This window comes from Pseudoalteromonas sp. DY56-GL22 (genome assembly GCF_041414715.1).
GTDB classification, from domain to species: domain Bacteria; phylum Pseudomonadota; class Gammaproteobacteria; order Enterobacterales; family Alteromonadaceae; genus Pseudoalteromonas; species Pseudoalteromonas simplex.
Genome location: NZ_JANHZR010000003.1, coordinates 415,623 through 440,216, shown reverse-complemented (window position 1 = coordinate 440,216; position 24,594 = coordinate 415,623). Strand labels below are relative to the sequence as shown.

The following is a 24,594-nucleotide window of genomic DNA, read 5'->3' as shown; positions in this document are numbered from 1 at the left end:
TCTTTTTGTGGTGCTTTTTGGTTGTTTTCTCATAATAAAGTTATAATTTTATGGTTTTGAGTTTTTGCTTTATTTCGTTTTTTGGTTTTATCTTTTTTGTAAAAACATCTCTGAGTTAACACAGCGACGACAATAACTTGTTATAATCAGCTAAATTTTTTTAGCGAGTATGAGTAATGACCCAAGTAGATGTAATTGTGATTGGTGCCGGCGCCGCAGGTTTGATGTGCGCTGCACAAGCAGGCTACCGTGGTCGCAATGTTACTGTGCTTGATATGGGCAAAAAGCCGGGCCGTAAAATATTAATCAGCGGCGGCGGGCGTTGTAACTTCACCAATGAAAACGCAAGCCCAGACAACTACTTATGTGGCAATCCTCACTTTGTAAAATCGTGTTTAAGCCGTTATACCCAACATGACTTTATAGAGCTGGTGGACCGTCACGGCTTGGCTTATCACCATAAAACGCTGGGTCAGCTATTTTGTGATAACAGCGCTCAAGATATCGTCGACATTCTTTTAACTGAGTGTGAGTGGGCAGGTGTTAACATAGCGCTGCGTAACGAAGTACTCAGCGTGACAAAAACCGATGCGGGTTATGAAGTTATTACCGAGCAAGATAGCTATCAATGCGAGTCGTTAGTTGTCGCATCGGGTGGACTAACCATGCCTAAGCTCGGTGCATCACCAATTGGGTATAAAATTGCAGAGCAATTTGGTTTAGCAGTGCTACCAACCATGGCGGCATTAGTGCCATTTACGTTGCACCAGCATGATAAAGATCGCTTTGATGGGTTATCGGGGATCAGCATTCCTTGTCTGGTTACCAGTGAAGATGGCACCCAGTTTAAAGAAAACATCTTGTTTACACATCGTGGCCTTTCGGGCCCAGCTATTTTACAAATCAGCTCTTTTTGGCGTGCAGGGCAAACTGTGTACATCAACTTGTTACCCGAGCTCGATTTAAAGCAGCAGCTTGAGCTTTGGCGTCAAAGCCAAGGGCAAAAGTCACTAAAAAATACCCTTGCGACAATTTTACCAAAACGTTTTGTTGAAATGCTGCACGACACGAAAGCGATCCCAGATTGCAATGTAAACCAACTAAGCCATGCGCAAATCGACGCATTACATGACTACATTCACAATTGGCAAATTAAACCCAACGGCACAGAGGGTTATAGAACAGCCGAAGTAACGCTTGGCGGTGTAGACACCGACGAATTAAGCTCAAAAACCTTCGAAGCGAAAAAGTCACCGGGCCTTTATTTCATCGGCGAAGTCACTGACGTCACCGGCTGGCTAGGCGGCTACAACTTCCAATACGCCTGGAGCTGCGGCTTTGCAGCAGGGCAGTATTGTTGATTTAAGTTTCTAGCTGCTAGTTGCTAGGTTAGCACTTGCTTGTAGGTCCTGCTAGTTGCTAGGTTAGCACTTGCTTGTAGGTCCTGCTATAGCGCGTGGCTGTTATTAATGGAGTAATAGATGAATAAAGTATATATATTTTATCCAGAATATGAAGATGAATTTATTACTCCGGTTGATACCTCAGAAACGAGTTTATTATTCTATGAACAGCTTTAAAGCTTACTTATTACTTTGTTTTCTACTGGTGATTACATGTCATTCGCATGCCGACGATGTTAGTTGGCAGTGGCAATCAGATTTGGAAAAAGCGATATTGAAAGCAGATACCTCAGTGCAAAATATAGAGCTTGGTTCTTACTGGGATACACGTTATGGGGCTGCTGTATTTTCTGTTGCAAACTTAATATCAATCGGTTGGTCTAGTAGAGGGTTTAATCCAGAAATATACAATACGGTTTTGAATGATATTTGGAATAATACGAGTCAAAAGCACTTGCTAAATGACAACTTAATTCGCTTATCTTCTTTAATGTGGAGGTTAAACCTTAAGAATAGATGCTTTGATGCTAACGTGAATAAAAGCCGTGCTCGTAAGTACATCATTGAAATGATTAACTCGGATGAGAATGTTTTAAAGGATTCTGCAATCAGTGGGCTCGGGTTATTAGGCGAACGTGAAGATGTTGATATGTTGATTGAGCTATTGATTAACAATCAAAATAACTTTGTTGGATCTTCTGCATTAAGCTCTCTTTTGCTTGTTGAAGGTGATTACGCACTAGAAATGCTTAGGACTAATATACAAAAAGTCTCCAATGATTCTCTAAAGCAGCAGATTAACGAAGAGCTTAGCTTCATACGAGTCAGTGATGATAAGTGCGCTGAATAAAATCTATCGCATTCATAAAAAGTCGAACTATGCTGGTAGCACCTAGCACCTAGCACCTAGCACCTAGCACCTAGCACCTAGCACCTAGTAACTAGTAACTAGTAACTAGTAACTAAACTAGACAACTATTTGGTTACCCATTTATTTTTCATGCATATGATTGGTAACAAGTAGTTAAATAAAACCATTGGGGTTAAGCTAAATTATTTTCTGATGCCATGGGCGAGGTAGTGGCAAAAAGAAAGACCTGACACTATGAGCTCTGGAGTAAAATGATATGACTAATATGCTGAACGTTTATATGGATGATATAGAAGTTATTAGTGATGAAACCCCACAATCATTTGATAAGCTTAAAAAAGGTGTATTATCTGATGATAGTGAAATAAGACAAAGATCATTTTCTAAATTGGCATGCTTTGAGTATACCGAAGAAATTAAAAATATTTTTAACAGAGGATTATTAGATAGCGATGAACTTATTCGATCTGATTGTATAGAATTTCTCGCTGAACTTGATTTACTTGATAATTTAGAAAAGATTTGCGAATTATTAGATGACCCAAGCCATTATGTCGTTGATTCATGTGTAATTAGTCTAGCTGAGCTAAATTCTAAAAATGAAAAAGTTATTAAACTTTTGATTAATAAGTTAAAAGATAAGCAGCTTAAGAGTGGAACAGTTTTAAGTATTCACTATGCGTTATATAAACTTGATCCAACATACTCAATTGGGAACCTATTAGTTTGCTATTCTGATTCCAGAGATTATCGAGATAGGTGCGCTATTTTAAACTTATTAGCAGAGGGAATCCGAGAAGAGGATATCCCTGTGATAAAAGAGAAACTAGATAAAATTGTAAATCCTAATGATTTTAGATCTGTTCTATCTAAATATGATGAACTTTTAGCTTCATTAGGTTGATCAGAGATTTAAATCCAAAGCCTCGCACTAGCGGGGCTTTGTTTTTTCTAGCTGTGGTGGCTTGGATTTTGTTTTCAAGACTGGCTAAGCTGCTCAATGAAAAGAACCGCTTGCTGGCATGGGTGAGGTAGTGACAAAAAGCAAAACCTGCTCCCATGTGTTTGAAGCGCAGTAAAAGGAGCATGATTTATAATGACTGAAATTACAAAAACTCAAAGATTGGTCTGTAATGAATTTAATGCTGACTTTGTATCATCTCCCGAATATATGAAAGTTGGGATTTCTCGTAACGTCAAGCAAGGGGTTATTCCTATTAATGGACTAAGACACTCCCCTGAAGGAGATACAACAGGTTGGTACATTTGGGGTGGAGAAGAGTTTTCTGAAGAACCTGATTTTTTCGTTCCTCTTCATGTTGCTCATTTAGGTGAGTGGTGTCCTGATATCAAAAAATTTCTTGCGCTACCTCCGGGTTATAGGTTTTTAATCGCAGGAGATTATGTTGATGTTTGGTTTGATGAGTCTTTATTAAATATTTGACGACATAGTTTGAATTCTAAGCTTCACACTCGCGGGGGTTTTTTGTTGTTTTCAACTTTGATGATATTCTCGATAGATTAATTAATTGTGTGGTATCCAATTTAAGATGAAAGGAATAACTCATCTGCTAGAAGTTCAACAGAAGTGTTGTGAACACTATAGTGCACAATATACACCAGTTGACGAGGAGCAAATGGTAGTAATATCTGACGGTGTATATGAGGGGCTGCCTTTAGAAGGAGTTCGTTACCCTTCACCGGACCATATGAGCGGTTGGTGGTTAACCACTGACGAATATAATGGAGATATTTCGAGTTTAAAAACGGTTCACTTTACTCATATTGTAAAATATAGACCTGAAGTAGCTATTTATATGGCTTTGCCACCTGGTTATCGATTCATGCTGGGTGGAGAGCAAGAACAGGTTTGGTTTGATGAAGAAGTAGCAAACGACGAATAGATAATATCTTTTTAATTCAGAGCTTCGCACTCTAGGGTTTCGTTCTTAATAAACAGTGACTCAAAGAAGAAACTCGATATCTTATATTTGCACCTAGCTCCTAGCCCCTAGCCCCTAAACTAGACAACTATAAGGTTACCCATTTATTTTTCATGCATATGATAGGTGATAAGTAGTTAAATAAAACTATTGGGGTTAAGCTAAATTATTTTCTGACGCCATGGGCGAGGTAGTGGCAAAAAGCAAAAGCCCATGTGTATGTAAACACCTAGATCAGTAAGTATAAAGCTTGAAGAAAATGATTATTGAAATTACGAAGTGGTCCACGGGCTTTAGAAAAATATCTTTTAATAAGGTATTGCGTCGAGAGTTGAAAATGACGATTGCAGAGGCAAAGACCACTGTGAATGAAATTCTTGTGGGAAATACTGTAAGGCTGCCATATACAAAAGAGTTGGAACTTGAGGTTAAGAAAGCAGAATTATCTTACGATCTTATTGATGATTAAAAATTAAGAGGATTCTACCTTAGTTTGAATCCAAATATTTTCTAACAGGAATCTGGGTTTGTTTTCAAAAAACAGCGACTCAAAGAAGTTACTGGATATCTTATATTTGCACCTAAAACCTAGCACTTAGACTTGCCACCATAAATAGCAACCAACATTATCGAACTTATAGCTAACATCTAATGTTACGGTGGCTTCATGCTATTGAGTAATGAGCTGAACTCGAGTGCCTGTAAATCTCGAAGTGCTCTGATAACTCGATTTGAAATAAAAAAGCCGCTAACTTAGCGGCTTTGTTGGTTGCGAAAATATGATACCAATCGACTTAACACGATTGATATAGGGTTAACGTAGGTCGAAGCGATCTAGCGTCATAACTTTTGTCCATGCTGCTACGAAGTCATCAACGAACTTCTGTTTAGCATCGTCAGAGGCATACACTTCAGCAATTGAACGTAGCTCTGAGTTTGAACCGAAGATTAAATCTACTGGTGTTGCTGTCCACTTAAGTTTGCCTGATTGACGGTCACGGCCTTCGTAAACACCTTCTTCAGAAGACTTAGACCACTTCGTTGACATATCTAATAGGTTAACGAAGAAATCGTTGCTTAATGTGCCAGGTTTTTTCGTGAATACACCGTGTTTAGTTTGGTCAGTATTCGCGTTAAGGGCACGCATACCACCTAGTAGTGCAGTCATTTCTGGTACTGATAAGCTTAGTAAATCAGCACGTTCAACTAACATTTCAGCCGGTGATTTCCATGCTGAGCTGTAGTAGTTACGGAACGCATCAGCTGTTGGCTCAAGTACTTCGAATGATTCAACGTCAGTCATTTCTAATGACGCGTCCATACGACCTGGCTTGAATGGTACTGCGATAGAGAAACCCGCGTCGCTTGCTGCTTTTTCGATTGCAGCCGCACCACCAAGAACAATCATATCTGCAAGTGAAATTTCTTTACCGCCAGATGCTTTTTTGTTGAACTTAGTTTGGATTTTCTCAAGTTTGCTAAGTACTTTAGCTACTTCTTTCGGGTTGTTTACCGGCCAATCTTTTTGCGGAGCAAAGCGAATACGTGCACCGTTTGCACCACCACGCATATCTGTGTCGCGGTAGCTTGCTGCTGATGCCCAAGCAACACGCACTAGTTCAGATACAGATAAACCTGAATCTAAGATGCTAGCTTTAAGTGACGCGATATCTTTGCTATCAACTAGTTTGTGGTCAACCGCAGGGATGTAGTCTTGCCAAATTAATACTTCTTCTGGCACTAAGTCACCTAGGTAACGAGCACGTGGGCCCATATCGCGGTGGTTTAGTTTGAACCATGCTTTAGCAAATGCCAGTTCGAACTCTTTCGGGTCGTTTAAGAAACGCTCTGAAATCTTACGAAACTCAGGATCTGCTTTTAACGCGATATCAGTTGTGAACATGATAGGCGCATGACGCTTACCTTTAATGTGTGCATCTGGCACTAGGTTAGACGCTTGACCATTTTCAGGGATCCATTGAGTCGCACCTGCAGGGCTCTTAGTTTTAACCCATTCAAAAGCAAATAAGTTTTGTAGGTAGTTGATTGACCAGCGTGTTGGTGTCACTGTCCATGCACCTTCAAGACCTGAAGTGATGGTGTCTTCTGAGTGACCTTTACCACATTTGTTTTTCCAACCTAAACCTTGCTCTTCGATACCGGCTGCTGCAGGCTCTTTGTCTAAGCAGGTCGCTTTTTTCGCACCGTGTGCTTTACCAAAGCTGTGACCACCGGCGATTAGTGCAACGATTTCTTCATCGTTCATTGCCATGCGGCCGAATGATAAACGGATGTCGTCTGCTGCAAGTAGTGGATCAGGGTTACCGTGAGGGCCTTCTGGGTTTACATAGATTAAGCCCATCTCAACTGCCGCTAATGGGCCTTTAAGTTTGCCTTTTTTGTCACGACGTTCGTCAGTTAACATTTTGCCTTCAGGGCCCCAGTATACGTAATCTGGTTCCCAATCGTCTTCACGACCACCGGCATAACCAAAGGTTTTGAAGCCCATTGATTCAAGCGCAACGTTACCTGTTAACGCCATCAAGTCAGCCCAAGAAATGCTGCGACCGTATTTTTGTTTTATAGGCCAAAGTAAACGACGTGCCTTATCAAGGTTTGCGTTATCAGGCCAGCTATTTAGCGGGTCGAAACGTTGTTGACCACCGCCTGCGCCACCACGACCATCAAACGTACGGTAAGTACCTGATGCGTGCCACGCCATACGGATGAAGAATGGACCATAGTGACCGTAGTCAGCAGGCCACCAATCTTGAGAATCAGTCAATACTTTCTCAATATCAGCTTTCACTGCGTTTAGGTCTAACTTTAAGAATTCTTTTTTGTAATCAAAGTAAGGACCCATAGGATCAGACTCTGCACCATGGGCACGAAGTTGGCTAAGATCTAATTGCTCTGGCCACCAGAATTGGTTTGATTTGATGTCGTTTGTAGCTTGTACGCCTGTTGCCACCAACAGTGATACCGCAACAGCTACTTTAGACAAAGCTGACGTTGATTTTTTAAACATTGTGTAGTCTCCAGTTAGAAGTTGGGTGAAATATAGATTTGTTCATGTTAACTTTCCACTTACAAACTGGGGTTTAAATCGATTGATAAAATCGAAAAAACAGATGGTTTAATTGATTTTATAGAACAAAGCCAGCGAAAATGCTGGCTCTAGGGGAGGTGTGCAGTAAGCTTAAATTCAGCTTGTTGCTTATTCTTCAATAAAGGGTACGCCGTTTTTGATCCACTCAGCGGCTGGTTTGCCTTTTAAGTAGTGATCAAAATATTCCATCATGCGTACTGAGAAATCCACTTGGTTAGGGAATTTCTTCAGGTGATGTGGTTCACCTTCGTATTGTAAGAAGGTGGCATCTTTACCCGCACGACGAAGTGCTAGGTAGTATTGAACACCTTCGTGCCATGGCACAGCATCATCTTTGTCGCCAAACATAATCAGAATTGGGGTATTCACTTTATCAGCGAAGAACACCGGTGAGTTTTCGATGTATAGCTCTGGCGCTTCGAATAACGTTTTACCAATGCGGCTTTGCCCTGTTTCGTATTGGAACTGACGAGCAAGACCTGATTTTAAGCGAATACCGCTGTATGCACTGGTCATGTTAGATACTGGCGCACCCGATACAACCGCCTTAAACATATCTGTCTGCGTGATCATAAAGGCACTTTGGTAGCCTGCCCATGAGTGACCTTGTAAACCAATTTTATTTGGATCAGCAATGCCTAAATCAATCAACTTTTGAGTGGCGTTGATCATCGTTTGGGTTGACGATTTACCCGGATGACCAATTTCAAAACGGATATCAGGTAAGAAAATCGCATAACCATTTGAAGTAAACATCGGGAAGTTAGGACGATGATTTAATTCCATTTTCGGGAAGTCATACATGCGTTGGCTCATATAGCGGTAGAAGTACACAACCACTGGAACCTTATCGCCTTTTTTGTAGCCCGCAGGTTTGATCAATACGCCTTGTAAGTCTTCACCATCAAACCCTTTGTAGCTAATAAGCTCTGGTTTTTCGCCCCATGCAAAGTTGCTAATTTGTGGGTTTAGGTTGGTAACACGTTGTGGCTTTTTGAAGCTAAAATCAGTTTGGTAGTAATCAGGGAATTGCTGGTATGTTTGTGCAGTAAATAGGTATTTGTCGGCACTTTTCGCCTTTTTCACCACATCATAGCGCTTTTTACCCGAAAGTACTTTGCTTACCTTATTGCTTGTTAAATCAAGTTTTGCAATTTCAGTTTGCTTATCTTGCAGGTTGGTTGCGCTTAGTAATAATGTTTCGTCTTTGGCAAAGCCCACTTGGTCTTTATCTAGTTTAATAACACGATATTGGGTATTGCTTTCTTTACCTTGAGTTAGGCGCGTTGCCTTTTGTGTTGCGACATCAAAAGCCCAAATATCAAATTTACTGTAAACCAGTACTTGGCTGCTGTCGTTTAACCAGCCTGCAAAACCATAACCCGGCTGAGGTGATGGGTAGTCATGTTTATCATCAGCAAAAATAGCGTTAATTGCTTTAGATAAGGTTGAAACCTTGTTGTTACCTAAATCTTTAAGCTGTACTTGGCTGTCTTGGAAAAATGCTGCAAATTGACCATTTGGCGCAAGGCTTGGTCTAAACGGATAGTCGCTGACGATAGCAGTTTGTTTACCAGTTTTAACATCAACACTGAAGTAATCTGCGTAAAAGCCGCCATACATAATACGTTCTAGGTAAGGTCGGTCTGAATAGCCTAATAGCGCTTCGCGATGAGTATTAAGCGAAACCTCTGGCATGTTCGGTGTGCTCAACTGCACAACGTGCTGACCATTTACATGATATACCGCTTGGTAATGACGAAGCTTATTCGCTTTGTTCCATTGCTGCTCTTCGCGAGGCTTAATTTCAGCGTCTTTGTTGTGCCAAACGTTAAGGCCCTTTTGGTCGCGAATGGTATCGAAATCATATAAAGAGGCTTCATCTTTGTATTCTTTTAGGGCAACTTTTGCAGCGAGTTTAGGGTGGTTTTCAAAGTATAAACGAGCACCATCTTCAGACCATTTTAGCGATGCTGTTTTGCCAATAGTCCAGCTGCTATCTGCAGAATTAATAGTTGAAAGCGCCCCATTTTGTAAAAGCTGTAAGCTGTGGTCACGACGACGAGTATCATCATTCACATAATTGCCAATTAACAGCGCTGCGGTATTGCTGTTTGGCTGCCAAGCAATTTTGTTTGCCACAACGCCTGGCTCATCAATCAACACACTAGTTTTAAAGTCATTATTAAGCGCAACTAATACAACTTGGTTGTCGGCACCATCACTGTAGCTTTGGCTTGCTAATAACTGCTCACCGGTGCTGCTAATCGCATAGCTGAATACGTTGTTTAGGGTGTGAGTGGTTTTATCTTGAAGGTTAACAAGCACTAAATCAAAGCTTTTATCTTTTTTGTCTGGCTTGATTTCGCTGCTGTTTTCGTCTTTTTCTTCGCTGTCTTTTTTATCTGCTTTTTTATCTGCTTTCTTATCTAGTCGGTAAGCAAGCCATACACCATCATCCGATAGTGCATAGTCTTTTACATCGTTAAAGGTTTGTTGCTCACCATTTTTAGTATTCACTAAAACAAGGTTGTTCTTTAGCTCATCTTTTTTCTTGGTGGTTTCTTTTTCAAGTAGGGTTGGTACCTGAGTAAAAGCCACCCAGTTTGCTGCTTTATTAATAGTTGGGCGAGTACCGCGCTCAACGCTAGTTAGTAGGGTGTTGTTGTTTAATGTATAAACCTGACCTTGTGCATTACCGCGATAAGGGTCGGCACTAAAGCTAAGAATTTGGCCATCTTCAGAAAGTTGGGTGCCTTTTGCGTATTTAAAATCAAACACGTCTTTAAATTGCAGAGCTTCTTTCGCACTAATCTGTGCACTACCAAGGCTTGTCACCAAGGCTAAGCTCAAAAGTGATAATTGCGCTTTCATTCATCTTTCTCGTTGTTTTTAAATTGACGCACCCAGTGTAGCGTTTTTAATAAACAATTCGAGTAGAAACGATAAATCGCATATTTATCACGTTGGTTACGTAACTCTAATACATGAAGTTAAAAAGATACTTTAATAGTGAAGCCACCCTGCGTGTCAAAACTACACTTACCACCTAAAGCAAGCACTCGCTCTTCAATAAATAAAAGACCATAGCCACCAGATTCTGCGTTGTTACGCACTTGCTCACCATTATCTTTAATTATGAGATCTATGGCTTGCTTATTTACACTCAACTGAACTAATAATTGTGAGGCGCTGCTGTGTTTAATGCAATTGGTAACAGCTTCTTGGCAGATTCTGTAAATAGCCGTTTGGTGTTCATCAGCCAAGGTACTGTTGATATCTAAGTTCGTTTGATACTCGATATCAGCTTTATTTAATAGGGATTTTAATTTGCCATTTTTTAGAGCGTGTTCAAGGCCTAACTCGTCAAGCTCTCTCGGTCTCAAATGATGCATAATTTGATACACAGAGTCATACATAGCTTTGGCATTTTCTCTAAGGGTAGCAATGATTGAATTATTGCTGTTTTGTTGTGAGAGTGATAATACTGCTAAATCTGTTTTTAGCGCTGTGAGATTTTGCCCTAATTCGTCATGTAATTCTTGAGACAGATATTTGCGCTCGTCTTCTTGGATTGTAACCATCCGTTTTGCAAGTTGTTTGTTTTTAGCAAGTAATTGAGAAAGTTGTTCATTGCTTTGTTGTAATTCAGCGTTTTTTAATTTGAGTTCATTTGTTGCAGTACCAATTAAAAGCCCAGTAATTGAGTTTGCTAAGATAAATAACTGACTTATATAAGTATTCGTTGCATCTTGTTGGATGCCTGCCTGTACAACGATTAGACTATTGCTGAGTAAAGCACTCAAAATAGCACCTGTTGTAGCAAACTTATAAGAAAACCAAAGAATTGGCAGTAAAGAGAACAAGCGTAGCAGAGAATATAGGTCAGGCCTATGTATATAGGCTGCAAGGTAAACTATGGTCAGGGCTAACAGCGCAATTACGAGTAAATAGTTGTTTAGCGTAATTTTATGTTTATAGCTTGCCTTAATACTTAGCAATATTGGCGCAACGAGTAGTGTCCCCGTTAAATCACCTAGGGTCATATTGAGTTGGTATTGTAATAACTGCTTACCAGCTAACCATGTAGTGAACTCAAAAGCACTAGCAAACAAAAACCACTTGATAGCGGCTGTTGAAGTAGCCAACAAAACGATTGAGATAATGCCGGTATTAGCATCGATCTTGGGTGGCCAACGACTTTCTTTAAAGCAGTGTACTATTATCATGTAGGTAGCTTCTTGCCAAAAGCCATGTAATAAATCGAAGTGCCAAGCATCATTATAAAACATGCCGATATAAGCAGCATAAAGCCTTGAGCTAAACCAAAGAATTGGCCAAAACCTAATTGGGAAGATAATAAAAAAAGCGAGCTTAACTCCCGCAGGCAAGAATATGGCGCTACTTTGCGCCACCGTTTCTAAATGATTACTTACCCAAGAAGAAAAGCATAAGGTAACAAAGTAAATAACAGCGACTAGAGCTTGTTTTGTAAACTCAGCAAAAGCTTGGTTCACAGATACATTCACGAAAGGGAAATTATGCCAGTTCATCAAGCGCAATGAGTCCATTATCTATTGCAATTTTGAGTAAATCGAACGAGTTAGATACTTTTAGTTTTTGGTAAATATTAGCCTTATGCACATGAGCAGTTTTAGGCATCATGTCTAACTGTTGCGCCACTTGTTTTGCGTTAAGCCCTTTTGCAAATAGAGGTAAAGCTTCCTTTTCTCTTGGTGTTAGTAAAGCGAGTTTATTAGAAGGGTCTTTATAGTTAAACTTCACATCTTCACTTATATACCTGCCGCCCTTAATTACAGAATTGACAGCGTCGATTAAGGCTTCTGATGCTGAACGTTTAGAGACGTAACCTTGCGCGCCCAAGCTAAGAGCGTTGCTTACATAAGGCTCGTAGTCATACATGGAGGCAACAATTGTTTTAATTTCAGGGTAGTAACTATTTACGTAGCTTAAAAATGCTAGGCCAGTTTCTCCTTCATGCATTGAAATATCAACTATAAAAATATCAGGTTGTTCAATTTCAACGGCAAGTTTAGCCTCGCTAACCGTGCAGGCTTCAATAATTACCTGCCACTCCTGTTGTAGTTCTAGTAACTTTTTAAAGCTATCCCTTACTAGTTGGTGATCTTCAATAATACCAATACGCATGTTTCCCTCCATCAAATTTGATTATATCTCTAATTCAAATGGTTATGTCTAGGAATAATTCTTAGAATTTTGTGCGAACTACATCTTCTTTGTTGCTTACTCCATGAGTTTCAGAAACTTGTATGAATCGCTGTATTATTGATCTTGGACAAGGTTGCGACATTGACTCTGTATGTTAGGGTGATACATTGAAATTGAACTGAAATTCTAGCCAAAGGAGTTGCCCATGTTAGGTGAGAAACACTCGTTATTGAATGAATTCCCTGAGTTTAATGAACTAATCCACAGCCTTGCAAAACACGATGCTCATTTCAAGAAAACCATGCAGCGTTATGATGATATGGATAAAGAAATTCGTGAGCTTGAATTGCAAAACTCGCCGATTGAAGATGCGGATATGCATGAAAAAAAGCAACAACGCGCCGTGCTTAAAGATGAACTTTATGACTTTTTAAAAGCCAATGCTTAATAATTGAATCGAAGCTAATGCTCCTGCTTACTGCATTCTTACGGTAGGAGCTTTTTCTCCCCTCTATTTTTACTCTCCAATTGTATTTAATCGCAATATGTCTTGAGTCAATCAAGGTTATGGTAGTCTTAGCGCGATTTTCTAAGGCAACAATGGAATAGTGCTTTGCACTGACTAGGATTAACATGATTAAAAAAAATATTATTACAACTTCATTAGCACTCATGGGTGTTGTCGCTGTAAGTAGCGCGCACGCTGATGAAGGGCAGTGGCAACCGCATCAATTAAAACAATTACAAAGCGAGTTTGACCGCGTTGGTATTGAATTACCGGCATCACAAGTGGCAGATCTTAACCAATACCCACTCAATGCAGTGGTTGGTTTAGGCTATTGTTCAGCGTCATTTGTGTCACCAAATGGCTTAGCGGTAACTAATCATCACTGTGCTTATGGCGCGATTCAAAATAACAGCACACCAGAAAACAACTTAATTGAAAAAGGTTTTTTAGCAGCTGATTTATCAAAAGAGCTACCTGCAGGCCTGCAAGAGCGTTTGTATGTAACTGAACAAGTGGATGATGTTACTGAGCGCGTACTGGGTAACTTACCTGCAGAACTACACGGCAAAGCGCGTTATGAAGCAATTCAAGCAAATCGCAAAGCTTTGATCAGCGAGTGTGAGTCAGATCCTAACTACCGTTGTACCGTGCGTGATTTTCACCATGGCTTAGAGTACTTCATGATCAAACAACTGATGATCAAAGATGTGCGCTTAGTGTATGCTCCGGCAGAAGCGCTGGGTAACTTTGGTGGCGACATTGATAACTTTGAATACCCACGTCACACGGCGGATTTTACCTTTGTACGTGGTTACGTTGGTAAAGATGGTAAGCCTGCAGATTACAGCGAAGATAACGTACCTTATGAGCCAAAGTCGTTCTTAAAAGTGAATGCAAGCGGCGTAAGCTTAGGTGATGGTGTGCTGGTGGCCGGTTACCCGGGTCGAACTAGCCGCTATAAGCTTGCAGACGAAGTAAATTATTCTGCGAGTTGGTATTACCCAACATTGCTTAATACTTATAACATGACCCTAGACGTAATCGCCAAGCAGAGTAAAGGCGATGAGCAAGCACAAGTTAAATATGCCTCTCGTGTAAAAAGCACTAACAACCGTTTAAAGAAACTGGAAGGCTTACAAGATGGCTTTAAAGTAACGGATATTCCGGGTATTAAAGCTGCGCAAGAGCAAGAGTACCTCGCTTGGTTTGCACAAAGTGCTGAACGTAAAGCATACGCAGATTCATATCACGCATTAAAGTCATTATTAGTTGAAGCACATGCACAGCAACAAAGCCATTTTTACTTTGATTATGCAAAACGCGCAGACTTACTAAGCACGGCAATTCGTTTATATCGTTTAGCTAAAGAAAGTGAAAAACCAAATGCAGAGCGCGAAATGGGTTATCAAGAGCGCGATCTTCCTATGCTTAAAGCGCGTTTAGAGCGTTTACAAAAACAGTTTACGCCTGAAGTAGATAAAGCCTTATGGTTAAGCTACTTAGGTAACTATTTAGCGCAAGATAAAGCAGCGCAAGTTGCGGCATTAAACGACGGCTTAGGTATTACAGATACCACAACACAAGCTGAACTTGATGCGATTATTGCTTCTTTTTATGCTAATACAGAGCTTACAGATGTAGAAGCACGTGTTAACTGGATTGGTAAATCTGTCGCAGAGTTTGAAGCATCAAACGACCCATTCATAAAGCTTGCTGTTGCTCTATACGATACCAACATGGCACAAGAAGCTGACGAAAAAGAAATGGCGGGTCGTTTAGCAGAAATTCGCCCGCAGTATATGCAAGCCGTGATCGCTTTCAATAATGCTAAAGGTAAGCCAGTTTACCCAGATGCAAATGGCACATTACGCGTAAGCTACGCACAAGTTGATGGTTACCCAGCGGCAGATGCTGTGTATAAAACGCCATTTACATCACTACGTGGTTTAGTGGCTAAACACACAGGTGAAAAACCATTTGTTGTTACCGATAAAGTACTTGAAGCATACAGAAAGCAAGCATTTGGCGCGTATTACCGTGGTGACTTAGGTCTACCAGGCGTAAGTTGTAGCTTATTCAGCTTTGGTTGTGAGCCACAAGCGGCTAAACCTCTTGAAGTTAACTCAGTACCAGTCAACTTTTTAAGTAGCGCTGATACCACAGGGGGTAACTCAGGTTCGCCAGTCATGAATGGTAAAGGTGAATTAGTGGGTCTTAATTTTGACTCGACTTATGAATCAATCACCAAAGATTGGTACTTTAACGCCAAAATCACCCGTGCTATTCACGTTGATATTCGATACATGCTTTGGTTAATGGAAGAAGTTGATAACGCAGGTTACCTACTTGATGAAATGACCTTAGTTAAATAGCCCTGCTATTTTGAAAATAACCGCAGCAATTGCTGCGGTTTTTTTATGTCTTTAATTTTTGCCAATCTAACGTTTTTAATTTGTTTATTTTCAATACTTTTGTAATGTACAAAGCAGATACTTTTACTTGGGAAAAATAATGAGCGCCAAACAAATAATAAAAGCCATTTCAGTGAGTGTTGTGGCAATAACGGCAAGCTTTAATGCCAGTGCAGCGAATACCGAAGCAATGTGGCCGGGCACGGCTTATAATCAGCAAATACCAACATTTAAACAAGTGCTCGGATACGATGTAGGTGAGCGCATTACCAATTACAACGATATGCGTCGTTATTTAAGCGCCCTTGAACAAGCTGCGCCAGATCGTATTAAAGTGTTTAAGTACGCAAACAGCTGGGAAGGTCGTGAACTGGTTTATGCGGTGGTTGGCACTGCGGAGCATATTCGCTCATTAGAAACTCTCGCCAATAACACCCAAGCCTTGGCTGATCCGCGTATCACCTCTGAAAAAGAAGCTAAGTCGCTAATTAAAAATTTACCGACGTCTGTGTGGCTTCAGTATGCCGTGCACGGTAATGAAATTAGCTCAACCGATGCTGCTCTATTCACTGCATATCACTTACTAGCAGCCCCGAATGATGCCGTTAACAGCAAAATTTTAGACAACACCGTGGTGTTTATCGACCCATTGCAAAACCCTGATGGCCGTGAGCGCTTTGTTACTCGTTATTATGCGACCGTGGGCCTTGAGCACAGTGCAGATAGGTTAAGTGCAGAGCATAATGAGCCGTGGCCAAGAGGCCGAACAAATCATTATTTGTTTGATATGAATCGTGATTGGTTAGCGCTTACTCAGCCTGAAAGTAAAGGCAGAGTGGCTGCAATCAATAAATATAAACCGCAAGTAGTGGTTGATATTCATGAAATGGGCGGCGACCAATCTTACTACTTTGCACCGGCTGCTCAGCCATTTAATCCGCATATGACGAAAACCCAAATCGCCAACATGGATGCGATTGGGCAAAATCATGCGAAATATTTTGATGAGTTTGGCTTTGATTACTTTACCCGTGAAATTTTTGATGCCTTTTACCCAGGCTACGGTGATAGCTGGCCTGTTTTTTATGGTGCATCAGCATCAACTTACGAAGTAGGCTCTGCGCGTGGCCATGTTTTTGAGAAAAACACCGGTGAACTACTCACCTATTTTAATACTGTAAAGCGTCAGTTTGTGGCCTCAATTTCGACTGCCGAAGGGGCTGCCAATCAACGTGAAAAACTACTAGGTGACTTTTATCAATATCAAGTTGATGCGATTGATTCGGGTAAAGATAGCAAAGAGCGTGTTTATATCTTACCTAAACAAAGTAACCGTGAAGGCGCTCATAGACTCGCAACCTTAATGGCTGAACATGGTGTTGAAGTTAAACAAGCAACTGAAGACTTCAAAGCCTGTGGCGTTAAGTACAAAGCAGGCAGCTATTTTATTGATACTGCACAGCCACGCGGGGTATTTGTACGTACCACCTTTACTGACCAAGTAGATATGGCAGAGGCTTTTGTAAAAGAGCAAGAAAGACGCCGTGCTCGTAACCTAGGTGATGAAATTTACGATGTCACAGGTTGGTCACTGCCGATGATGTTTAATGTAGATAGCGATAGCTGTAGCCGCGCTGTTAGCGCAGATAGCAAAGCGGTTCAGGCCGACGACACATTGCTTGGCAAAGTGAATAATCCAGAAGCCTCAGTGGCTTATATTGTTGCTTGGGGTGATACAGCCGCAGCACGCTTTTTAACAGCAGCACTGCAAGCTGGCATTAAACTGAAAAGTGCTGACCAAGCCTTTATATTAGGTGATAAAACTAACTACCCAGCGGGCAGCTTAGTAATCGAAAAGCGCCTAAACGATAGAGACTTACTGACTAAAATTAGCCAAATTGCCGAGCAAACTGGTGCAATAGTTGATGGTGTTGATTCAAGTTGGGTGATTGAAGGCCCAAGCTTTGGTAGTAACAAAACAGTGCCTATGGTAGCACCAAAAGTGGCGATTGCATGGGATGCAGCCACTCGAGAGCTAAGCGCCGGTAACACTCGTTTTGTTATCGAAAGACAGCTTGGCTACCCGGTAACCGCTATTCGCACACCTATGCTTGCATGGGCTGATTTAAGTGATTACCAAGTGCTTATTTTACCAGAAGGTAATTACGAGCAAGCACTCGGTAAATCGGGCGCGGCTAATTTAAAAAGCTGGGTTGAAGCAGGTGGCGTGTTGATTGCCCTCGGTAATGCTAACCGTTTTACCACCAACGCTGATTACGGTTTGTTAGATGTTAAACGCGAGCAAGCTTACCGAGAAGATAAAGCCGACAGCAGCGATGATAAAAGCAGTAAAGTGGCAGGGCAGTTATTCGCTTCTCGCGATGATTTAAAAGCAGCGAGCATTGAGCCACATACATCGCCAGACTATGTAGCCGGTGTACTTGCTAATGTTGAAGTAGACCAAGAGCACTGGTTAACCGCTGGGGTTGATAAAGACCTTGTTGCGGTAGCTTACGGTAATGATATTTACACGCCTATAAAACTGAACTCAGGTAAAAACCTAGCGTGGTTTACAGGTAAAGATGATGTGCTAGCAAGTGGTTATCTATGGCAGCAAAATAAAGCACAGCTTGCGTATAAGCCATTGCTTGTTCATCAACCGCAAGGCAAAGGCATGGTGATTGGCTTTACACAATCACCAACCTACCGCGCCTACCTTGAAGGCATGAATGTACTTTTAGCTAACACGATTTTCCGCGCTGCAGCACATGCTCAGTAAGCTAAAGGCCTAATTAAAAAGCCCGCTGACGTTGCGGGCTTTTTTGTGGGTAAAGTTTTAAAGAGTAAAGCTCTAAAGGGAGTGAACAATGAAATAAAAAAGCCCGCAGGGCAAAGGGCGGGCTTTTAGTTTTTCAGGAGAGAAAGTGTTAAGACACAATTCCTAGAGGCTTACCTGTTTGCCAAGCGCCACGGGTAAAGTCTGGAATTGTTTTACTGTTACTTCTATCTGCAACCGATGCCATACTTTGCGGGAAGATTGATGACCATGCTGCGGCATCGTATACATCTTGATCGAGTGGCTCATTATTGCGTAAGCAGTAGATCATGCGCCAAAGCATAATGAAGTCCATACCGCCGTGGCCACCGTTACGTACTGCTTCTTCACCCATGCGTTTCCACAGTGGATGATCAAACTCAGCACGCCATTTTTCCATATCTTGATCCCAGCTATGGAAGTTTTGCATATGTGGCTTACGACCCTGTGAACCTGCTTTCTCCCAGGCAGCGAGCTCTGCTTCATATTGCTGTTGGTAAATTTTCGCGATAGCTGGTGGCACATCTTCAAGAGCAATACGATTAGGGAATCCTGCAAATGTGCCATTAGTACCTTGAATTAGGTTATGGCGGCTGTACGGGCGAGGGCTTGTGGTGTCGTGCTGAACCATAATGCTACGACCTTTCACTGTTTTAATAATGCTGGTATTCATGTCGCCAGCAGTAAATTTTAGTGAACGACGCTCGTGGCCTGCAGGGAATTCACGTTCTGCATAGGCGGCGCGGCCAAGCGCAGGTGAGCTGACTGAAGTAACAAAGTCAAAGCGGTCACCACGGTTGATGTTCATATACTGAGAAACCGGGCCTAAACCATGGGTTGGGTATAAGTTACCGTTTACTTTGGTATGCCAATAAGTACGCCATGAGCCTGTGCTGCGGTCAATTTCTTTCATTTGCCAACGCAAGTCATGAATATAAGCTGCTTCACCATGCAATAACTCACCAAATACGCCTTTACGAACCATGTTTAAAACCATTAACTCGTCACGGCCGTAGTTAACGTTTTCCATCATCATGCAGTTCTTTTGCGTGCGCTCTGCGGTGTTTACTAATTGCCAACACTCTTCCATGGTGGTTGCTGCAGGTACTTCAACAAAGGCATGTTTACCACTTTCCATGGTCTCAACACTCATCGGTGTGTGCCATTTCCAAGGCGTTGAAATGATCACAATGTCGATGTCATCACGAGCGAGCATGTCTAAATAGGCTTTATCTGAACCCGTATAAGCAGTTGGTTTAGGTAAGCCTTTTTCAATAACATAATTAACAGACTTATCTAGCATTAGCTTATCTGTGTCGCAAATAGCTTTGATTTCAACACCTTCAATATGGCAAAGATGTTTCACATGGCCGCTACCACGTTGACCAACCCCAATAAAACCAACACGCACCACATCCATTGCAGGCACAGCTAAGCCCATTACGCTTTTACCTTGCGCTGCAAGAGGTGTGCTTTGATTATCACCTTGTTGGCTTTTCGCACAGCCAGTCACGACTGTCGCGGCGGTAATGGCTGCGGCAGATTTTAAAAAACTACGTCTATCTATTGTCATAACGATACCTAAATCACTGAGATTATTTTTAATAGTGGGTTTCAGTTGTTTCTGTTATATCGCAACTAAAAGTTAATTACAATTAAATGCTTTCAAAATCTTTCAAATTGGTGGCTGTATTACCCTTAATGCCTTTTTATGGTTTTTTAGGTCAAATTTCAGCTTTGATTTGCACTTTCGTTTTCTTTCATTTTGTTGCGTGGTGTTTCGCTGTGTGCTACTGTAATTTCAAATCACGTATCTAACCTTTGATGTAAGCTGCTTGGAGAGAACCATGAATGCATTAAAAACGATTATTAATAACAATCGAGTAGGGCAAGCGCAGGGAATTTACTCTGTATGCTGCGCGCATCCACTCGTTATCGAAGCAGCGATGTTGCAAGCTCTTAATGATGACACTGAAATTTTAATTGAAGCTACGGCAAACCAAGTTAATCAGTTTGGTGGCTACACGGGTATGAAGCCTCATGACTTTGTTGAATTTGTTTATGCAATAGCCGAAAAAGTGGGTTTAGATACCCAGCGCATTATTTTAGGTGGTGATCACTTAGGTCCTGTGTGTTGGGTGAATGAGCCTGCAGAGGTTGCGATGGTAAAAGCTGTTGAACTTGTTAAAGCCTATGCGAGTGCGGGTTTTAAAAAAATTCATCTAGATGCCAGTATGCCATGCGCTGACGATGGAGAACGTTTAGCTGATGCAGAAATTGCCAAGCGTGCAGCATTGATGTGCCAAGCTGCCGAGTCGGTCTCAAAAGATAACGATATTCTGTATGTGGTTGGTACTGAAGTTCCCCCTCCGGGTGGGGCAACAGAAGAGCATGAAATTATTGAGGTATCCCATGTTGAAGGGGTACAGCAAACAATCGAATTACATCAGGCAGCATTTGCTAGTTTAAACATAAGTGACGTGTGGTCGCGTGTTATTGCTGTTGTTGTGCAGCCAGGGGTTGAGTTTGATAATCATCAAGTTTTTAATTACCAACGTAATGAAGCGCAAAAACTGAAAGAGTTTATCACTACTGTCGATAATCTTGTGTATGAAGCTCACTCTACTGATTACCAGCCAGATCATTGCTATCGCGAGTTAGTACAAGATCACTTTGCCATATTAAAAGTGGGGCCACAGCTTACCTATGCACTACGCGAAGGTTTATTTGCTTTAACTTATATTGAAGATCAGTTAGTTGAACCTGCTAAGCGTTCTAATTTACGTGATGTCTGTGAGCGCATCATGCTAGAAAAACCACATTATTGGAATAAGTTTTACCCATCGCAGGGTGCTGAAGCTAAGCTGTTTAGGGCTTATAGTTATAGCGATCGCATCCGTTATTACTGGCCTGAAGATGAGATAAAACAAACAGTAGAAACGCTGTTTGAGAACTTAGAAGGGCAAATTATTCCACAGACCTTACTTAGCCAATTTATGCCAATGCAATACAAAGCATTAACTAAGGGCCAAATTAACTCATCACCGCGTGAGTTAGTACTTAACAAAATAATGGAAGTGACGAATAGCTATTCGCTTGCTTGTAATCAATAAGTGGTGTTGAGAGAGAATTTAATATGACACAGTTTTTATCCTTAAACGAAACAGAACTTAAGCAACAGAACGCTTATTGGACCGCAAGAGAAATCACACAACAACCCAAATCATGGTGTAATACGGCAACAGTGATTGATAACAAGCGAGCTGAGATTAATGATTTTTTAGCGCCGATTTTAGCACTTAATAACTTAAAAGTTGTTTTAACAGGCGCTGGTACATCAGCTTATGTGGGCGAGGCTTTAACACCTCATTTAACTGCGAAAACCGATTTGGACGTATGTGCTGTCAGCACCACTGATATTGTCTCAAACCCATATGGTTTTTTACAAAAGGGCACGCCAACCTTACTTATTTCTTATGCGCGCTCTGGAAATAGCCCTGAAAGTGTCGCAGCGGTCGATATTGCAGAGCAAGTCGTTGATAAATGTTATCACTTGGTTATTACCTGTAATGAAAACGGTGAGTTAGCTAAAAGCGCATCAGTTAAAAGCAATAGCTTAAGTGTGATAATGCCAAAAGAAACACTTGATGAGAGCTTTGCAATGACAAGTAGCTTTACCTCAATGCTGATTTCAACACTGTGTATTTTTACTCCAGATAGCGTTCAATTAGAAAAAGTTGTGGCGCATACTAATCAACTACTCGATACGCAAATTGATGACATTAAGCGTTTTGCACAAAGTAACGTTGAGCGCTTAGTATTTTTAGGAGCCGGGTCTTTACTTGGCTACGCCAAAGAAGCTGCATTAAAGTGTTTAGAGTTAACAAATGGTGAATTAATTAGTTATTTTGAAACGCCTTTGGGTTTTAGGCATGGCCCGAAAACCATTATTAATACCAAAACTGCCGTACTATTGATGTCATCAGGAAATCTATACAGCAGTTTATATGACACTGATTTATATAATGAATTAGTCAATGAACAGCAATGCCTGCGCATAGAAAAATTATCGGTAGGTACAAAGCAGCAACCGCTGGATGATGTGTGGCAAGGTCTGTATTATATTGTTTATTGTCAGATTTTTGCATTTTTTAAATCAATCTCACTCGGTTTAACACCTGACAATCCTTGCCCAACGGGCGAAGTTAACCGTGTTGTACAAGGGGTAACTATTTACCCGTTAACTTCTTGTTAGAAAGTGTTAGGTAGAGTATGGCTGTTTATGGACTCGATATTGGTGGAACAAAAATAGAAACCGCCATTTTTAATAATAATTTAGAGCAACAGCAGAGTTGGCGTATTACTACGCCAACTGATGATTATCAGCAATTTTTGCAGGCAATATATCAGCAGGTGCTAAAGGCCGATGAATTAACAAGTAGCCAAGGTGCTGTGGGGATCGGTATGCCAGGTATCATTAATGAGGCTGGCAAAGTGTTATCTGCCAATGTGCCTTGTGCCACAGGTAAGGTGATTGCCGACGACCTACAAGCATTATTAAAGCGCCCTGTTGCGATATTAAATGACACCCGATGTTTTGCTTTATCAGAAGCAAATGGCGGAGCCGGTGAAGGTTATAGCCGAGTATTTGGTGCCATTGTTGGTACGGGGGCTGCGGGTGGTATGTGTATTGATGGCACTTTGTTTAACCAAGGTTTAGGGATGTCGGGAGAATATGGTCATTTACCGCTTTCTGCGTATCTGCAACAAAAATATCAGCTGCCCGTTTTAAAATGCGGCTGTGGTTTAAATGGCTGTGTAGAAAGCTATATTGCAGGGCCTGGCGTACAAACTCTGTATCAACATATTACGCAATCCCCTAAATCAGCGATTGAATGGGCAAACGATATTAAGCTAGGTGATGAGCAAGCCTTAAAGGTGCTCGCTTGTTACTTAGATATTCTTGGCGAAACCTTTGCTGCTATTAGTAAAAGTTTGCACCCAGAAGTTATCGTACTTGGCGGGGGGTTGTCGCTCATTGATGCAATAGTAGAAAAGCTCCCTGATGCGATTCAAACTCATTTATTTTCAGGTTTTGCCGTGCCCGACGTGAAGCGTGCAAAGTTTGGTGATTCTAGCGGCGTAAGAGGCGCTGCAATAATAGGAAGTGTTCATGCTAATTCCAACGGATCTTAATCGCTATTATTTAAAGGCCGCAAAAGTGGTGACTGCTGAGACTGTTTTACTCGATCATGCGGTCTTGGTCGAGCAAGGTAAAATTAGTGCTATTACCACGCAAATTGAGCCAGAGATTAAAGTAATAGATTTAGGTGAGCATAGCTTATTTCCAGGCTTTATCGATTTGCATATTCATGGCCGTGAAGGCTGCGATATTATGGACGGCACACCAGAATCGCTAGAGACTATTTCTCGCTCTTTAGCAAAACACGGCGTAACGGGATTTGTTGGCACAACGGTGACAGCAGACTGGGACGTATCAATACACGCTTATAAAAATATGGCGAGTGCTTACCAAAAAGGCTTGGCTGGAGCGCAGTTGCTAGGGGCTTATAACGAAGGTTTATTCTTTGCAGAAGCGCATAAAGGCGCGCATAACGAGTCATTTTTTTTAGAGCTTACTAAACAGCGATTTGATGAAATTTATGCCGCATGTGAAGGTTGCTTAAGCTCATTTGCGTTAGCGCCAGAACTACTTAAATCCCCCGACATGATCCGCTATATCACCGATAAAGGTGTGCGTGTGATGCTGGGTCATACAGATGCTAATTTTGAGCAAACAACACAAGCTCTTGCCCATGGAGCCTGCGGTGGTGTGCATATTTTTAATGGTATGCGCGGTATTCATCATCGAGATCCTGGTTGTACGGGGGCACTGTTGATGGACAGCGATGCCATGGTTGAGCTTATTCCTGATGGTATTCATTTGCACCCGAGCATCATGAACATGGTTTACCGTTTAAAAGGGGCAGATAAAATTGCTCTGATCACAGACTGCGTGAGCGCCGGAGGCTTACAAGATGGTCGCTACCGCTTAGGTGAGCTTCCTATTGTGGTTGAGCAAGGTGTTGCGCGAACTGAGAGCGGCTCTTTAGCGGGCAGTACATTAACCATGGAAGTTGGCGTTGAACGTTTTTATAACCTAACCGACGCAAGCCTAGTCGAAGCAACTAACATGGCCAGTTTAGTACCCGCTGAGTTTTTAAATAAAGCGGAGCAAATAGGCAGTATTGCGGTAGGTAAACAGGCTAATTTTGCCCTGCTCGATAAAGACTTTTCTGTTCAAGCAACGATCTGCGCGGGTAAGCAAATCTTTTAAAAGTTAA

At 41.4% G+C, this 24,594-nt stretch carries 18 protein-coding genes; 13 read left to right on the top strand and 5 right to left on the bottom strand.

What is annotated here, in order from left to right; genetic code table 11:
- The first annotated feature begins 176 nt into the window (after nucleotides 1–176).
- The 6 genes from NO991_RS09905 to NO991_RS09880 all read left to right on the top strand — a co-directional run bounded on the left by NO991_RS09905 (nucleotide 177) and on the right by NO991_RS09880 (nucleotide 4,686).
- The gene (locus NO991_RS09905; protein ID WP_300580163.1) at nucleotides 177–1,361 is read left to right on the top strand and encodes an NAD(P)/FAD-dependent oxidoreductase; all 1,185 of its coding nucleotides are present in this window, start codon (nucleotides 177–179) and stop codon (nucleotides 1,359–1,361) included.
- Between the two features lie 205 nt (nucleotides 1,362–1,566).
- A complete protein-coding gene (locus NO991_RS09900; protein ID WP_300543392.1) occupies nucleotides 1,567–2,253 on the top strand; it encodes a hypothetical protein in 687 nt (228 codons plus the stop codon).
- 277 nt (nucleotides 2,254–2,530) lie between these two features.
- Nucleotides 2,531–3,178, top strand: coding sequence for a HEAT repeat domain-containing protein (locus NO991_RS09895; protein ID WP_187489752.1), 648 nt, complete (start codon nucleotides 2,531–2,533; stop codon nucleotides 3,176–3,178).
- 192 nt (nucleotides 3,179–3,370) lie between these two features.
- Nucleotides 3,371–3,718 carry a hypothetical protein gene (locus NO991_RS09890; protein ID WP_187489751.1) on the top strand — a complete coding sequence of 116 codons (348 nt, stop codon included), beginning with the start codon at nucleotides 3,371–3,373 and terminating at the stop codon, nucleotides 3,716–3,718.
- Nucleotides 3,719–3,911: 193 nt separating this feature from the next.
- The gene (locus tag NO991_RS09885; protein ID WP_228290550.1) at nucleotides 3,912–4,178 is read left to right on the top strand and encodes a hypothetical protein; all 267 of its coding nucleotides are present in this window, start codon (nucleotides 3,912–3,914) and stop codon (nucleotides 4,176–4,178) included.
- A 289-nt stretch (nucleotides 4,179–4,467) separates the two neighbouring features.
- A complete protein-coding gene (locus tag NO991_RS09880) occupies nucleotides 4,468–4,686 on the top strand; it encodes a hypothetical protein (protein WP_187489749.1) in 219 nt (72 codons plus the stop codon).
- Nucleotides 4,687–5,031: 345 nt separating this feature from the next.
- On the opposite strand, the gene katG is transcribed toward NO991_RS09880, so the two are convergent.
- The 4 genes from katG to NO991_RS09860 form a co-directional block, all read right to left on the bottom strand.
- Nucleotides 5,032–7,245 (bottom strand): catalase/peroxidase HPI, encoded by a 2,214-nt coding sequence (gene katG, locus NO991_RS09875; RefSeq protein ID WP_138598815.1) that lies wholly within the window; start codon nucleotides 7,243–7,245, stop codon nucleotides 5,032–5,034.
- Nucleotides 7,246–7,434: 189 nt separating this feature from the next.
- Nucleotides 7,435–10,200, bottom strand: coding sequence for a prolyl oligopeptidase family serine peptidase (locus tag NO991_RS09870; protein ID WP_300360491.1), 2,766 nt, complete (start codon nucleotides 10,198–10,200; stop codon nucleotides 7,435–7,437).
- 119 nt (nucleotides 10,201–10,319) lie between these two features.
- Entirely contained in the window at nucleotides 10,320–11,879 is a 1,560-nt protein-coding gene (locus NO991_RS09865) for a histidine kinase (RefSeq protein ID WP_300360490.1), read from the bottom strand.
- Entirely contained in the window at nucleotides 11,866–12,495 is a 630-nt protein-coding gene (locus tag NO991_RS09860; RefSeq protein WP_300360489.1) for a response regulator transcription factor, read from the bottom strand. The genes NO991_RS09865 and NO991_RS09860 overlap by 14 nt, the downstream gene beginning before the upstream one ends.
- A 226-nt stretch (nucleotides 12,496–12,721) precedes the next feature.
- Between NO991_RS09860 and NO991_RS09855 the strand changes: the two genes are divergently transcribed.
- The 3 genes from NO991_RS09855 to NO991_RS09845 all read left to right on the top strand — a co-directional run bounded on the left by NO991_RS09855 (nucleotide 12,722) and on the right by NO991_RS09845 (nucleotide 18,214).
- A complete protein-coding gene (locus NO991_RS09855; RefSeq protein ID WP_138616187.1) occupies nucleotides 12,722–12,964 on the top strand; it encodes a YdcH family protein in 243 nt (80 codons plus the stop codon).
- A 185-nt stretch (nucleotides 12,965–13,149) separates the two neighbouring features.
- A complete protein-coding gene (locus tag NO991_RS09850) occupies nucleotides 13,150–15,396 on the top strand; it encodes a S46 family peptidase (RefSeq protein WP_371351965.1) in 2,247 nt (748 codons plus the stop codon).
- A gap of 139 nt (nucleotides 15,397–15,535) precedes the next feature.
- Nucleotides 15,536–18,214, top strand: coding sequence for a M14 family metallopeptidase (locus NO991_RS09845; protein WP_300360487.1), 2,679 nt, complete (start codon nucleotides 15,536–15,538; stop codon nucleotides 18,212–18,214).
- Nucleotides 18,215–18,362: 148 nt separating this feature from the next.
- Here NO991_RS09845 and NO991_RS09840 read toward each other — a convergent pair whose 3' ends face one another.
- A complete protein-coding gene (locus NO991_RS09840; RefSeq protein ID WP_138598820.1) occupies nucleotides 18,363–19,823 on the bottom strand; it encodes a Gfo/Idh/MocA family protein in 1,461 nt (486 codons plus the stop codon).
- A 274-nt stretch (nucleotides 19,824–20,097) separates the two neighbouring features.
- Between NO991_RS09840 and NO991_RS09835 the strand changes: the two genes are divergently transcribed.
- The 4 genes from NO991_RS09835 to nagA are packed head-to-tail and all read left to right on the top strand — an operon-like array spanning nucleotide 20,098 to nucleotide 24,587.
- Nucleotides 20,098–21,363 carry a D-tagatose-bisphosphate aldolase, class II, non-catalytic subunit gene (locus tag NO991_RS09835; protein WP_054552755.1) on the top strand — a complete coding sequence of 422 codons (1,266 nt, stop codon included), beginning with the start codon at nucleotides 20,098–20,100 and terminating at the stop codon, nucleotides 21,361–21,363.
- Between the two features lie 23 nt (nucleotides 21,364–21,386).
- A complete protein-coding gene (locus NO991_RS09830) occupies nucleotides 21,387–22,505 on the top strand; it encodes an SIS domain-containing protein (RefSeq protein ID WP_199530265.1) in 1,119 nt (372 codons plus the stop codon).
- A gap of 17 nt (nucleotides 22,506–22,522) precedes the next feature.
- Entirely contained in the window at nucleotides 22,523–23,446 is a 924-nt protein-coding gene (locus tag NO991_RS09825) for an ROK family protein (RefSeq protein WP_054552753.1), read from the top strand.
- Nucleotides 23,424–24,587, top strand: coding sequence for an N-acetylglucosamine-6-phosphate deacetylase (gene nagA, locus NO991_RS09820; RefSeq protein WP_300580177.1), 1,164 nt, complete (start codon nucleotides 23,424–23,426; stop codon nucleotides 24,585–24,587). The genes NO991_RS09825 and nagA overlap by 23 nt, the downstream gene beginning before the upstream one ends.
- The last annotated feature ends 7 nt before the right edge of the window (nucleotides 24,588–24,594 follow it).

What these genes read in the sequence shown, in the direction of transcription:
- NO991_RS09905 (WP_300580163.1), top strand. Translation starts at nt 177, where the DNA reads ATGACCCAAGTAGATGTAATTGTGATTGGTGCCGGCGCCGCAGGTTTG.
- NO991_RS09900 (WP_300543392.1), top strand. Translation starts at nt 1,567, where the DNA reads ATGAACAGCTTTAAAGCTTACTTATTACTTTGTTTTCTACTGGTGATT.
- NO991_RS09895 (WP_187489752.1), top strand. Translation starts at nt 2,531, where the DNA reads ATGACTAATATGCTGAACGTTTATATGGATGATATAGAAGTTATTAGT.
- NO991_RS09890 (WP_187489751.1), top strand. Translation starts at nt 3,371, where the DNA reads ATGACTGAAATTACAAAAACTCAAAGATTGGTCTGTAATGAATTTAAT.
- NO991_RS09885 (WP_228290550.1), top strand. Translation starts at nt 3,912, where the DNA reads ATGGTAGTAATATCTGACGGTGTATATGAGGGGCTGCCTTTAGAAGGA.
- katG (WP_138598815.1), bottom strand. Translation starts at nt 7,245, where the DNA reads ATGTTTAAAAAATCAACGTCAGCTTTGTCTAAAGTAGCTGTTGCGGTA.
- NO991_RS09870 (WP_300360491.1), bottom strand. Translation starts at nt 10,200, where the DNA reads ATGAAAGCGCAATTATCACTTTTGAGCTTAGCCTTGGTGACAAGCCTT.
- NO991_RS09865 (WP_300360490.1), bottom strand. Translation starts at nt 11,879, where the DNA reads ATGAACTGGCATAATTTCCCTTTCGTGAATGTATCTGTGAACCAAGCT.
- NO991_RS09860 (WP_300360489.1), bottom strand. Translation starts at nt 12,495, where the DNA reads ATGCGTATTGGTATTATTGAAGATCACCAACTAGTAAGGGATAGCTTT.
- NO991_RS09855 (WP_138616187.1), top strand. Translation starts at nt 12,722, where the DNA reads ATGTTAGGTGAGAAACACTCGTTATTGAATGAATTCCCTGAGTTTAAT.
- NO991_RS09850 (WP_371351965.1), top strand. Translation starts at nt 13,150, where the DNA reads ATGATTAAAAAAAATATTATTACAACTTCATTAGCACTCATGGGTGTT.
- NO991_RS09845 (WP_300360487.1), top strand. Translation starts at nt 15,536, where the DNA reads ATGAGCGCCAAACAAATAATAAAAGCCATTTCAGTGAGTGTTGTGGCA.
- NO991_RS09840 (WP_138598820.1), bottom strand. Translation starts at nt 19,823, where the DNA reads ATGACAATAGATAGACGTAGTTTTTTAAAATCTGCCGCAGCCATTACC.
- NO991_RS09835 (WP_054552755.1), top strand. Translation starts at nt 20,098, where the DNA reads ATGAATGCATTAAAAACGATTATTAATAACAATCGAGTAGGGCAAGCG.
- NO991_RS09830 (WP_199530265.1), top strand. Translation starts at nt 21,387, where the DNA reads ATGACACAGTTTTTATCCTTAAACGAAACAGAACTTAAGCAACAGAAC.
- NO991_RS09825 (WP_054552753.1), top strand. Translation starts at nt 22,523, where the DNA reads ATGGCTGTTTATGGACTCGATATTGGTGGAACAAAAATAGAAACCGCC.
- nagA (WP_300580177.1), top strand. Translation starts at nt 23,424, where the DNA reads ATGCTAATTCCAACGGATCTTAATCGCTATTATTTAAAGGCCGCAAAA.